Source organism: Pseudomonas sp. HP_14 (genome assembly GCF_055283875.1).
In genome coordinates this window covers 372,454-384,667 of record NZ_JBTOQI010000001.1, presented here as the reverse complement: position 1 = coordinate 384,667, position 12,214 = coordinate 372,454, and the positions used below count along the sequence as shown (strand labels likewise).

The following is a 12,214-nucleotide window of genomic DNA, read 5'->3' as shown; positions in this document are numbered from 1 at the left end:
TCGGGAGAAAAAATGCCCCTTATCCCTGACAAGGAAACCGTACTGTGCATGTCGCTCGCTGCGCGACCAGGCAACTTCGGTGTTCGTTTCCATAACCATCTCTACCAGCAATTGGGTCTCAATTTTTATTACAAGGCTTTTTGCCCTTCGGACTTGCCCGCTGCTATCGCCGGGATGCGTTCACTGGGGATTCGCGGCTGTGCCGTTTCCATGCCGTTCAAGGAAGCAAGCATTTCGTTGGTTGATGAAATGGATGACTCCGCTGCAGCTATCACGTCGATCAACACCATCGTCAATACCGCTGGCCATCTCAAGGCTTACAACACGGACTACATTGCCGTTGCTCAGCTTCTGGACAGCCATGCTGTGCCGCGTACCGAATTTGCCCTGCGCGGCAGTGGCGGGATGGCCAAGGCGGTGGCTTTTGCCATGCGTGACGTGGGGTTCACCGAGGGGGTAATCATTGCCCGCAATGAGGTAACAGGTCGGGCGCTGGCTGAGTCCTGTGGACTGCGTTGGCAAGCGGAGCTGGGGGGCTTTCGGCCATCTTTACTGGTCAATGTCACCCCGCTGGGGATGATCGGTGCTCAATCAGCTGAACTGGCGTTCAGTCTCGACGCTATCGACGCGGCCGACACTGTCTTTGATGTCGTCGCCAACCCCGCCAATACGCCACTTATCGAGGCCGCACGGGCGAGGGGCAAGCGTGTTATCAGTGGCGATGAAGTGGCAGCCATTCAGGCGCTGGAGCAGTTTGTGTTGTATACCGGCGTTCGTCCGAGCGATGAGCAGTTTCAGCAAGCTGCGGCATTCGCCCGGGCGGGATAAAGGTTGAATCCTGCCCGGATTCAGCGCTTTGTCCGCAGTATTATTCGAGCTTGGCCAGACGCTCTTCCAGTGCCGCAATGCGGGCTTCGAGTTCGTCCAGTCGTTCGGCCGAGGCAGTGTTCGCAGAGGGTGAATGGTTAGGCTGGTTTTGCCGCGCCGTGAGGATTTCCTGCAGGTCATCCGCATTGCCCAGGGTGTGCATATAGCGGTCCTCCCGCTGGCCTGACTGGCGTGGCAGGAGGATCGCCAGATTTCTGGCGATTAACCGCTCAAGTTGATGGATGACCTGCTCGGTGTCTTCGAAGTCATGCATCCGGTTACTGCGGGTCAGCAGTTCATTGACCGTCTGCGGACCGCGCAGCAGCAAGAGGCCGGTCAGAATCACCTGGGCTGGCACCAGTTCCAGGGTTTTATCGACACGTTGCTCCCAGCGATCAGCGCGACTCCCCATCACCAGCCGAACCAGACCACGGCCCTCCAGGGCACGCAGGCTTTGACCAACGGGGCCGGGATTGAGGTTCATCACCGGATCACGACTGGTTTTTTGATTGCAGGCAGTGACCAGCGCATTCAGCGTCAGTGGGTAGGTTTCCGGACTGGTTGCCTGCTTTTCGATCAGACAGCCCAAAATACGCACCTCGGTGCTGCTCAGGTTCAGCGCATCCGGTTGCTCGGACGGATTGCTTGCGGACTGTTCTGTGGACATGGCGCTTTCCATAGGCAATGACGGGCAGATAGCCTATGGGCTGCGAGGGATTATTTCCAGCAGCAACTTCGGGCTGCGCACGTTAGCCATAAACAGGCACAGCACGGTCGGGCTGACATGCCTATAATCAGCCACTTTCTTTAAAGGACTTGTCATGACTATTTCCCTGTACGCTGCTTCCGTTCCGGTTTTCCAGCAAATGCTCACCGCGTTGAGCCAGATCCTGACCAAAGCTGAAGCCCACGCCGCACAGAAAAATATCCAGCCTGAAGCTTTGCTGCAGGCCCGTCTGTACCCGGACATGCTCAACTTTACTCGTCAGGTTCAGATCGCTGTGGACTTCGCCAAAGGCGCATCAGCGCGCTTGGCTCAGATTGAAATGCCCAAGTATGACGACACTGAAACCAGCTTTGCGGAGCTGCAGGAGCTGCTGGCGAAAACGCTGGCTTTCATCGGTAGCATCAAACCGGAACAGATCGACGGCAACGAAGGGATCGAAATCATCCTGCGTCCCGGTACCCCCAAGGAAAAGCGCTTCACTGGCCAGACTTACTTGCTCAGCTACAGCCTGCCGCAGTTTTTCTTCCACGTGACTACCGCCTACGACCTGTTGCGCCACAATGGCATCGAGATCGGCAAGCGCGACTTCATGGGTACTGTTTAAGTCTTATGCGCGTTTAAGCCGCATCGGTGAATAGCTTCTGTCTGGCACCTTCGGTAATCGCAACGATGCCCGGGTGCTTGACCTTGCGCTCTACTGAAATGGCGTAAAAAGACTCGGTCACGGCATCTGTCTGGCCGAGTAGCTGCACGCCATATTGCGCCTGGACCTCATCGGCAATCACGCTGGGGGCGACGAATATGCCGCTGCCTGACTTGCCGAATGCCTTCATCAGCGCGCTGTCATCGAATTCCCCGACAATCCTTGGCTGGACTTTAAGCTCCGCGAACCAGCGCATCAGCCGACTGCGCACCACCGTCTCCTGGCCGGGAATCAACAAGGGGGCACCTTGCATACCGAACGGAAAATTCTGCCCGTAACGCTCTGAAAGCTCCGCAGTGGCGAAAAAGCTGATTCCGCATTCGCCCAGCTTCTGGCTGTAGCCTTTGATATCCAGATGCGAGGGCATAGGGCTGTCGGATATCACCAGATCAAGGCGCTGGATAGCCAGGTCTGCAAGCAATCGTTCGAGTTTGTCCTCGCGGCAGGTAATGCGAATTGGCTCACTCAATTCCATTGTTGGCGCAATAAGTCTGTACACAATCGACTTCGGCACCACGTCAGCGACCCCGACGCGGAACAGTATTTGCTGCTCATCCGGCTGAGCCCGTAACACCGACTCCAATTCGTTGCCAAGCTGGAACATCTGTTCGGCGTAGGGCAGGGTGAGGCGCCCGGCTTCGGTAAGCTCAAGCTGCCGGCCGACCCTCTGAAACAGGTCGACGCCCAGCGATTGCTCAAGCAGGCTGATCTGGCCGCTGATGGTCTGTGCGGTGAGGTTCAACTGATCGCAAGCCCGCACAATGCTGCCGGTTTTAGCTACCACCCAAAAGTAATGCAGTTGACGATAGTTAAGCATGGGCGTTCTCGATTCGGTTTCGCCGAAGTATACAGCTTAAAAATACGAATTTTCCTGATGATCTGATCTCTCTAGAATGCTGGCCTATCGCCGGAGAAGTATCGACCGGTTCATTTTCGAGGCTTCAGATGATCAAACCTCTTTACGCAGTGTTGCTAGCTGTACCCCTCATGGTTATGGCAGGCTGTGACCAGATTGAAACATCCAGTAAACAACTGTTGAGCACTGCGGCTGATTCAGCCAAGCAAGCAATCGACGATACTCACAAGGCCGCAACACAAGCCCTGGATGATGCCAAACAGGATCTGTCCATGGCGCAGCCCAAAGCTGAGCAGAAAGACGACGAAAGCAAGCAAGAAATCTGACCTTATCTACTGACTGAATCAGGGCAATACACATGGAATACCTGTTAGAACTCGCTTCAAGTCCAGCTGCCTGGATTGCCTTGGCTACCCTTGTGGTCATGGAAGTCGTGCTGGGCATCGATAACCTGATTTTCATCTCCATCTTGACCAACAAGCTGCCGGCTCATCAGCAGCAAAAGGCACGTCGCCTGGGTATTGGTATGGCGTTGTTCCTGCGTCTGGGCTTACTCAGCACCGTTGCCTGGATCGTGCAGCTTACTGAACCTGTCATCGAGATCCTGGGGCAGGTGTTCTCATGGAAGGACATGATCCTGATTGCAGGTGGTCTGTTCCTGGTCTGGAAGGCTACGACCGAGATTCACCACAGCGTTGATGTAAAGACCGAGGAAGAGCAGAAGCTGGATACAACCATCACCCTGAGCATGGGTGCGGCGATTAGTCAGATTCTGGTACTGGACCTGGTGTTCTCGATCGACAGCATTATTACCGCTGTTGGCATGACCGAACATTTGCCAATCATGATCATTGCGGTGGTATCGGCTGTGGTTGTGATGCTGGTCGCTGCCGAGCCGCTGGCCAAGTTCATCAATGACAACCCGAGTGTGGTGATGTTGGCGCTGGGCTTCCTGATCATGATCGGCATGACGCTGATCGCAGAAGGTTTCGGTGCTCACGTACCAAAAGGCTACATCTATGCGGCGATGGCTTTCTCGGCCTTGATTGAGGTCCTGAATCTGTGGGCGCGTAAGGCCAAGATGAAAAAAGAAGCAGCAGCTCAAGCGTCCAAGGCGTAATAGCCAGGTTCGATTGCCAGCCTGAAAAACAAGCGGCCGGTATGGGCAATGTCCATACCGGCCGCTTTATTTGAGATAACCAATCAGGCTCGCTCAATGGGCCGGAACGTGCCGTCGGCCCTTGATTGGCTTCAAGGGTTTGGCTGCTGCGGGTTCAACACTGCGATGGTGATGATGACGACGGGAAATACGCATCACACCCCAGAGCATGGCGGTGGCAACAGCCAGCCATGCGGCGATCAGCATCACGATTGTCATTTCCAGGCTCATACGTCCTCCACGGACCCTGCTTTTCATTTGCGGTCCTTGTAATCGACAGTCTAGTACGTGGCATGTTTCCGTTAGTTGACCAATGGTCGAAGCTTCATGATCGATTTGATCTATGTGCGGCTGAAGACTGCACATTGAGGTATACCCCGCACCTGACGCGTCCTATTATCGTCGTCCGAGCCGGGCCGTGGGTTGTCCGGCGCTTGTTGAAGTGAGTAAAAATGTCGCCGGTATTTCCTCTGTCTCGTGTCGCTGGCCTCAAGCGTTTAGGCGCGGTCATTGCGGTTGTCCTTACCCTTGGCGGTTGTGCCTCGGCCTTGAGCCCTGAAATTAAACGCCTCCCGGACCGCGTCGAGCTCAACAACGTCCCGTTCTTCCGTGGTAACGCCTACCAGAGTGGTCCCGGCGCACTGGCCAGCATGCTGTCTTATCAGCGGGTGCAGATAACCCCCGGGCTATTGGACAAATCCCTGCAATTACCAGGCGGCGAGAGCAAGCTAGAACAAAATATGCAGCAAGTGGCGCGGCAGTACGGGTTTCTGGTGTACCCGCTGGACAGTGGGCTGCAGTCGTTGCTGACGCAGGTATCGGCAGGTTATCCGGTGATGGTGCGATTCGCTGAGGGGGCGATCTTCACCGAGCCGCGTTACGGCGTGCTTGTCGGCTACAACCGCAACAAGCAGACCGTGTTGCTCCACGCTGGCATGAATCGACATTTGCTGATGAGTTTCAGCAGCTTTGCCTCGGCTTGGGAAAAGACCGGCAGTTGGGCTGTGCTGATTCAGAACCCGCGCCAGCTGCCTGCCAATCTCGATGAGCAGCGCTGGTCGAAGGCAGCCAACGACCTGGCTCAGGCAGGGCAAGAGCAGGCCGCTGGCGAAGCTATCAAGACACTTAAAAGCCGCTGATCAGCTGTCGCGTCGGGTTAGAAGCCAAGCTTGTCTCGAAGGCTGTAATACCAGGCGCCCAGTGCCGTAAGGGGTGTGCGCAGCAACTGTCCGCCGGGGAAAGGGTAATGTGGCAAACCGGCGAACGCGTCAAAGCGTTCTGCCTGCCCACGTAAAGCCTCGGCCAATACCTTGCCAGCCAGGTGGGTGTACGTCACTCCGTGGCCACTACAGCCCTGAGAGTAGTAGATGTTGTCACCCAATCGGCCCACTTGCGGCAGTCGCGACAGAGTCAGCAGGAAGTTGCCCGTCCATGCGTAGTCAATTTTCACGTCCTTGAGTTGCGGAAATGCCTTGAGCATTTTCGGGCGGATGATCGCCTCAATGTTCGCCGGATCGCGTGCGCCGTAAACTACACCGCCCCCGAAAATCAGGCGCTTGTCTGCGGACAGTCGATAATAATCCAGCAGGTAGTTGCAATCCTCGACGCAGTAATCCTGAGGCAGCAGCGTTCTCGCCAACTCGTCACTCAGGGGTTCAGTTGTAATGACCTGAGTACCGCAGGGCATGGACTTCGCTGCCAGTTCTGGCACCAGATTGCCCAGATATGCGTTCCCGGCGACGATCACAAAGCGTGCTTTGACGCTGCCTGATTGCGTATGAACAACCGGGGTAGGGCCGCGCTCTATTCGTACGGCTGCAGATTGTTCATGGATGACGCCACCCAGCGACTCCACTGCGGCGGCTTCACCGAGCGCGAGATTGAGCGGGTGAATATGGCCACCGCTCATATCGAGCATGCCACCTATGTATTGATCCGACGCGACTACTTCGCGCATGCGACGCTTATCCAGCAGTTCCAACTGAGTGTGGCCGTAGCGTTCCCACAAGCGCTTCTGCGCTTCCAGGTGCCCCATCTGCTTGTCAGTAATGGCGGCAAATACTCCGCCGTCTTTCAAGTCGCACTGAATCTGATACTTCGCAACACGCTCGCGGATGATTGCGCCGCCTTCGAACGCCATTTGACCAAGCAGTTGCGCCTCCCGGGGGGCGACGGAGCGCTCAATCACGTCAATATCTCGGCTGTAACTGTTAACGATCTGCCCGCCATTGCGGCCAGAAGCGCCAAAGCCAACCTTGGCAGCTTCGAGTACGGTGACTTTGAATCCATGCTCCAGCAAGAACAGGGCGCTGGACAAACCGGTATAGCCAGCACCAATGATACAAACGTCAGTTTCCACATCACCCTGCAACTGCGGGCGGTCCGGTACCGGATTGGCCGAAGCGGCGTAATAGGAATGCGGATAAGGAGTGTTCGCCATCCTTCAACCTCCGTTTAATATTTTTTACGAAGGTTCAGATCCTACCCGAGATAAAAAATCTCCACCAGCCAGTGATCAAACAAAGAGACAAATCGCCGATAGCGAAAAAATTCGCATATTCATGGAGTTAGCGCGAAAAAAGGTGTTGACACACATTCCAATATCCGTAGAATGCCGACCCACAGCAGGCGCGTAGCTCAGTTGGTTAGAGCACCACCTTGACATGGTGGGGGTCGCTGGTTCGAGTCCAGTCGCGCCTACCAAACAAAATCCGGTCCTGCTGCCGGTACAGAAGGGCTCACCGAAAGGTGGGCCCTTTTTTGTTGTCCGTTTCTAAAATGGATTTGCAAAACTTTTGCAAAATTTTTGCAAAACCCCCACTCAGAATGCCAATTCGGCACCCACCTCGACGTACTCGATTTTCTTCTCGTCATGCCCATCCTGATAATGCTGCGTCATCTTCTCGTCCGCATGACTCGGTAGTGCCTGGATTTGCTCCTGCGAAAATTTCTGTTGTTCGTAAAGCCAAGCTTGTAATGGAGTCCCTGATTCAGGGGTTGAGATTGACCCGTTGCTTGACGGAGTGTCCTCTGAGCTTGCCAGGCTCTATGCGAGGGGGATTCTGATGCTAACCCTTCACTTCGAATGAGTTGTTGGCCGATTGGAGTAAGGGTGGCTGAACTTCCGGATAATAAATGCGCCGGAACCTTAGAGGCGAGTTTTAAAAGCCGTCAAATGCACTCATCAGACAAGCTGACCAGGACCAGGAGTTACTCCGTGGTCGTGGCCAAATTTTTTGGGCATGAAGTCATGGTCGAGGTGTTCAGAACCGTCCGCGCAGGCCACCCGGTAGTTCCTGCCTGAGCATACATATCATGTCGGGAGTCTGGGTTTATCCTCGGGCGCGCTGTCGTTTCTTGGTTTAGCCAGTCTGGCGATGGGGCGCTCTATAAAATTATATGAAACCCAAGACACTGCTGCAGTTCCGGCACAAACCAACAAAAGAGAAGCCTCCTCGCTGATGACCCCCTGCTTGTATTGGTAAAGAACTGCGTATGTGATTATTGGATGACACAGATAGGTTGAATATGACCAATCACCTAAACGATTTAACACGAAAAAATTGCCGAGGTATTTGTTCAGGGAAATAAACGCAGTGACGATAAGGGCGCAAGGCAGTCCTGTGTGGAGCAGGTTATGTGCAGCACTGCCGCTCCTCCATATAATTCCGGTTGATCCAATAATCATGAGTAGTGCGAAAGGTGATGAGATTTTTTTGATCGCGCCGGCATTATTTATCGCCCCGACAATCATGCCAAGCAGAAACTCGTATACAAGAGGCAGGCCATAAAATGTAAATGCGCCGCCAAGCTTCGGTACCAGATATTGCAGCGCAAAAACACCTATGAAAACAATAGGAATCAACAGTTTTTTTGGCGCGTAGAGCGCCATAAAGAATATGGCGTAAAACGCGATTTCGTAGTTCAGTGTCCATCCCACGGTTACGAGGGGTAGCAGTCCGATGCCAGCGGGATTTTGAGCGGGCACGAAAAACATACTTTTAAGCAAGAATTCAGTGTCGTAGGTTGCATAAAATAATATGTAGGGCACGGCGCTTACGCTTAGGGCTACGATGAGTGTGAATACCCAGTAAGCCGGGAGAATTCGAAAGAGCCGCTGTTTTGCAAATTCAAATGGTGTCGGGTGTTTTTTTGTTGAAGATGAATATATGACAAATCCGCTTATTATGAAAAATATATCAACTCCTATTGCTCCATAGTTCGCTAGGAAACTCCTTATCGGCGAAGGTGTGCCGAATCCATAAAATATTTGTACATAGTGATGGAATACCACAATCCATGCCGCGAATGCTCTAAGTAACTGTATTGATCCTATCATGCTTCCTGCTTTATATGGATTGCTTCTCATGTTCGATATACTACCATGTCGCGGAATAACGCACTACGCCATCTATGTCTTGACCGTAGGTAAGCCAGGGCCACAACCTTCAACGGTATTTGGCGATTTTTTTTGGGAAAGATATGACCGTGATTGAAGAATATCGCGATGTATTGATCCGCGCGTAATGGGGAGAAGCACGCAGGTCAGATCGCTGTGGCTGGAGCGTTCGGAATCGATTAACGGCCAGCCGGATTGGTGGGGTGAGGGTTACACCGACTCCTACATAAGCCCGACAGTACAACTGCTGGAACAGGAATGATCCGAATTATCCGTTCCTGTCCGGGGCGAAGGAAATGTCCCGCGAACTGGTTCAGGCTGCAGGACATTTGTGCGTGCCCAGCCCTCGGCGGTCGCTTGTAGGCAGTTTTTGAGAGCCTGGCGTTGGCTTACGCCAGTTTTGTGCGCAGCACGTTTCGTTTGATTGACTTCGCTGCGCATGTCTATCAGCTTGCAGTGTTCTGATTGTGTGTTGGCGGGACTATTGCTGGTACTCGCCACCTATATCTCTTCAGCCCCGAGAAGCATGCATTTCAGCGCAGGGCAAGCACTGTCGACATGCTGTAGTAACTCGAGGCATGGGATTCAGTCAGTGTTGACCGCAACGCTGAACAGCGCTGTAACCCTCCGCTCGGTGAGCGCAGCGATGGCGTATGGCGGCACCTGATCATGCTCGTCATTGCTGTCGTTACAATCGTTCGAATGCAGGGAGCATGGCGCCTTTGAAATGGCCGACTCTGCATCCAGTGGTTTGGCTGCTTTCGCATGGTTCGCTGCGATTTCACTGAGAGTTGACACTGTGCGTCTCCTGGTCCCGGCGCATCGCTGCGTCCTTGAGCTTTAGTAAATTGACTGCCACGTCAAAATTACGTCTGTTTGCTGTGGTTGCTGACGCCTGCTGCAAGCGCTGCGCCAGAGTGCTGGCCGCTCGGACGAGCGGGGTAAGAGCGGGTTATGGAATTAGCCACGAGATTCCGAGCGTACGGTTTTGGTCTTCGGCCCTGCAATGATCCATGCAATCAGCCCCACAACAGGAACGAAGACCAGCGCCAGGATCCAGAGGCATTTGCTTTCTCGGCTGCCTTCGCTTTTGACGATCCGCATGACTACCAAAAACTCGACTATCACCAGGATGGTCGCGAATATGATCCACAACAGGGGCATATTCATAATTGCCGCCAGTACATTCCAACTCTCTGAATTACCCATAGCGTTGCTCTCCCTTGGTCGTTACTGTTTAGTCACGACCGCGCTGCAAGGGTTCAATCTGCTATTGGATAGAGTGGTAGGGGTAAGCCTCGCACCTGAGGTGGCGGGTTGCGCTGGCTAGAGGTAGCCTTCGGTATTTTTCAGCAACCGGGCAGCTGCATCAAACTCTTCAAGCGAGTTTTTCCGCCAGTTCAGCGGGTCTCGCAAGTAGTGGTTAAGGAGCCAGTGGATGGTCGCTGCCTGCTCGTCTTCGGCCCGTTCCGCGATAGGGTGGCCCAACCTTCGCAGCACCTGCGCAGTCGGCTGGCATCCGAAATTGGGTCTGCCTAAGATGAACCGTAGGTCAGGTGTCAGTGGCAGTTCGGTTGGCTTGGCAAGTAATTCCTGCAGGTCCAGCACTGCGCTGGAAGAGTCCGTCACGGTGTGCGTCAGGGGCGCCGTCAAGCGTTCGAGCAAAGGTACGGGGACGATCGCGTATTTTTTCCTGTTCATAGGCTCCGCCCCGTAAATTCTGGTTGCGCAGTACTATATTGCCATTATCTGGCGCTGCGAAGGGGGGGGCGATCGGTAATGAGGGCACTTACTGAGAAATGCTATTCGATTGAGTAACTCTTAGCGCTCAATCGATCTTTTCGGATAGTCGATATTGGAGGCGGTGACGCGACCGGGAGGGGATCAGCCGGTAACGACAGTGCCCCTCAGGAATATCTCGCGGCGGTCCTTCCTGCCAATTTTTTCGTATTTGCTGAGCTTGTAGACGTTTTCGAACGCCTCATGGTCAATGGACGTGTACGTGGCAAGTTCATCGGCTACCAGATGGTCATAATGCGCTTCAGTGATAAAGCGATAAATATCTCGTTTGTAGAAAAAACCGAATTGAAACGCCAGTGTTTCGCTGAAATAGAGAGAGGTCTGGGGGAAGCAGTTCTCCAGGTCTATCGCCATCGGCTCGCCTTCCGGGGCCAGGTTGATCATGACATTATTCGCCCAGAAGTCCATGTGGGTTATCTGTTTTTCATGCAAGGATCGCAGCAGGCTAAATGAAAGCTTGATGAAGGACACGATCTGTTCGGGTGCTGACTCGAGCCACGTTATACCGTTAACGTGTTCATTGAGTAATTCAGTAAGGATGAAATATTCCTGGGTGATCCCAAGCGTTGATTTGCTGTAGCCAAACCCTGCAAGAGGGGTTATCGGGGCGCCACGACGATAAGCCTCAACGGTATTCAATACTTCCTCTACTGGCCAGTCATACATGCCGTCGGACTTGGCGCGACCCAGTGTGACGCGGATCCGGGACTTCAGACTGTCGAGTGGCTGAGCCTTGGCGAACAGTTCGTCCTCCACACCTTGCAGTGGTGCGCTGACTCGCTCAAGGCCGGGGAAGCGCCGTGCGCGAACCAGATTGCACAGTGCGTCACGCTTGGCGTCCGAGGGAGCCTCGACCAGGAAAAATGTGGCATCAAGATATTTGAATGTGTGTGGAAACTGCTGATAAATCTCTTTGACCGCGAACATAAATCCTTCGTCTTTGTGGCGAATTGCTATTCCATGTCGAATATTAACAGTACTGATAGGTCATTCACAGACTGAACACTCATCTTCACTTGACAGTCGCTTACTTAAAGCGAAAGCACTAACGCCCTGACGCACGCGGTTCAACGCATGACGCACAGGAGGGTGAGGAATCTCGGGTTTCGCTTTTGGCGAATCTGAGCTATAGCTAAGGCTCATTAACTTGCATGGCAAGGAGCAGTCGATGTCGGAAGTACAGCAGAGCCTCACAGGCACGTCCTCGGACGTGAAGTATGATGAGCTGATCGCGCATCTGAAGGATCAAGGCAAGCAAATAGACTGGTTGCTGCAATTTCTGGTCAAGTTTGTTGTGACTACTCCGGTAGAAATTGGCATAACGCTATCGGTAGGCGGCAACCTTGTGTCGGGTCAGTTGATCTCCCACGACACCTACTTCAGGCAGTTAGCTGAGGACATGGCAGCACCGTTGGCTCAGTTCGAAGGCGGTGTTGATGAGTCAATGAAGCAGATCATTTTGTCTTTCACCCCCGGAGAGTCGGCGGACGAAACCACAGCCTTTCACTTCATCCATCTGAAGGATTGCAAGACCTATTCAAGTGACCAGAGTCCGATTTGCGCAGAAGGCGTTCTGTGGCGCGGCAAGATTGCCTCGGTGGATGGCTTCACCATTGGTCTGCTGGCGAGAGCCTGAGTTTACTCATGAGTATCAGACCCCGGCTTTTGTTGGGGTTTTTTATCGCTGAATCCCCCATACCCCT

General features: G+C 53.7%; 15 protein-coding genes and 1 tRNA gene. 7 read left to right on the top strand and 9 right to left on the bottom strand.

Features of this window, described 5'->3' with window-relative positions; genetic code table 11:
* Positions 1-12: 12 nt before the first annotated feature.
* Positions 13-828, top strand: coding sequence for a shikimate 5-dehydrogenase (locus ACYASS_RS01645; RefSeq protein WP_463584797.1), 816 nt, complete (start codon positions 13-15; stop codon positions 826-828).
* 40 nt (positions 829-868) lie between these two features.
* Here the strand turns inward: ACYASS_RS01645 and ACYASS_RS01640 are convergent, their stop codons facing one another.
* Positions 869-1,534 carry a YceH family protein gene (locus tag ACYASS_RS01640; protein ID WP_463584796.1) on the bottom strand — a complete coding sequence of 222 codons (666 nt, stop codon included), beginning with the start codon at positions 1,532-1,534 and terminating at the stop codon, positions 869-871.
* Positions 1,535-1,688: 154 nt separating this feature from the next.
* Between ACYASS_RS01640 and ACYASS_RS01635 the strand changes: the two genes are divergently transcribed.
* Positions 1,689-2,198, top strand: a complete 510-nt coding sequence (locus ACYASS_RS01635; RefSeq protein WP_243246866.1) for a DUF1993 domain-containing protein — start codon at positions 1,689-1,691, stop codon at positions 2,196-2,198.
* 13 nt (positions 2,199-2,211) lie between these two features.
* Here ACYASS_RS01635 and nhaR read toward each other — a convergent pair whose 3' ends face one another.
* The gene (gene nhaR / locus ACYASS_RS01630) at positions 2,212-3,114 is read right to left on the bottom strand and encodes a transcriptional activator NhaR (protein ID WP_463584795.1); all 903 of its coding nucleotides are present in this window, start codon (positions 3,112-3,114) and stop codon (positions 2,212-2,214) included.
* Between the two features lie 128 nt (positions 3,115-3,242).
* Here nhaR and ACYASS_RS01625 point away from each other — a divergent pair, with 128 nt between their 5' ends.
* Entirely contained in the window at positions 3,243-3,479 is a 237-nt protein-coding gene (locus ACYASS_RS01625) for a hypothetical protein (protein WP_122663613.1), read from the top strand.
* Positions 3,480-3,511: 32 nt separating this feature from the next.
* Entirely contained in the window at positions 3,512-4,273 is a 762-nt protein-coding gene (locus tag ACYASS_RS01620; protein WP_463584794.1) for a TerC family protein, read from the top strand.
* 93 nt (positions 4,274-4,366) lie between these two features.
* On the opposite strand, the gene ACYASS_RS01615 is transcribed toward ACYASS_RS01620, so the two are convergent.
* A complete protein-coding gene (locus tag ACYASS_RS01615; RefSeq protein WP_164666702.1) occupies positions 4,367-4,570 on the bottom strand; it encodes a hypothetical protein in 204 nt (67 codons plus the stop codon).
* Between the two features lie 194 nt (positions 4,571-4,764).
* Between ACYASS_RS01615 and ACYASS_RS01610 the strand changes: the two genes are divergently transcribed.
* Positions 4,765-5,451, top strand: coding sequence for a peptidase C39 family protein (locus ACYASS_RS01610; protein WP_243246869.1), 687 nt, complete (start codon positions 4,765-4,767; stop codon positions 5,449-5,451).
* 17 nt (positions 5,452-5,468) lie between these two features.
* Here the strand turns inward: ACYASS_RS01610 and ACYASS_RS01605 are convergent, their stop codons facing one another.
* Positions 5,469-6,752 carry an NAD(P)/FAD-dependent oxidoreductase gene (locus tag ACYASS_RS01605; RefSeq protein ID WP_463584793.1) on the bottom strand — a complete coding sequence of 428 codons (1,284 nt, stop codon included), beginning with the start codon at positions 6,750-6,752 and terminating at the stop codon, positions 5,469-5,471.
* 186 nt (positions 6,753-6,938) lie between these two features.
* Between ACYASS_RS01605 and ACYASS_RS01600 the strand changes: the two genes are divergently transcribed.
* A tRNA-Val gene (locus ACYASS_RS01600) sits at positions 6,939-7,015 on the top strand.
* Between the two features lie 610 nt (positions 7,016-7,625).
* Here ACYASS_RS01600 and ACYASS_RS01595 read toward each other — a convergent pair.
* The 5 genes from ACYASS_RS01595 to ACYASS_RS01575 all read right to left on the bottom strand — a co-directional run bounded on the left by ACYASS_RS01595 (position 7,626) and on the right by ACYASS_RS01575 (position 11,438).
* Entirely contained in the window at positions 7,626-8,681 is a 1,056-nt protein-coding gene (locus ACYASS_RS01595) for an acyltransferase family protein (protein ID WP_463584792.1), read from the bottom strand.
* Between the two features lie 615 nt (positions 8,682-9,296).
* On the bottom strand, positions 9,297-9,509 hold the full coding sequence (locus ACYASS_RS01590) for a hypothetical protein (protein ID WP_463584791.1): 213 nt from the start codon (positions 9,507-9,509) through the stop codon (positions 9,297-9,299).
* A 162-nt stretch (positions 9,510-9,671) separates the two neighbouring features.
* Entirely contained in the window at positions 9,672-9,920 is a 249-nt protein-coding gene (locus ACYASS_RS01585) for a PLD nuclease N-terminal domain-containing protein (protein WP_463584790.1), read from the bottom strand.
* A 117-nt stretch (positions 9,921-10,037) separates the two neighbouring features.
* Complete coding sequence (locus tag ACYASS_RS01580; protein WP_463584789.1) at positions 10,038-10,412, bottom strand: hypothetical protein; 375 nt, start codon at positions 10,410-10,412, stop codon at positions 10,038-10,040.
* 183 nt (positions 10,413-10,595) lie between these two features.
* On the bottom strand, positions 10,596-11,438 hold the full coding sequence (locus tag ACYASS_RS01575) for a hypothetical protein (RefSeq protein ID WP_463584788.1): 843 nt from the start codon (positions 11,436-11,438) through the stop codon (positions 10,596-10,598).
* Between the two features lie 241 nt (positions 11,439-11,679).
* On the opposite strand from ACYASS_RS01575, the gene gvpU reads away from it, so the two are divergent.
* A complete protein-coding gene (gvpU, locus tag ACYASS_RS01570; protein WP_243246879.1) occupies positions 11,680-12,147 on the top strand; it encodes a gas vesicle accessory protein GvpU in 468 nt (155 codons plus the stop codon).
* The last annotated feature ends 67 nt before the right edge of the window (positions 12,148-12,214 follow it).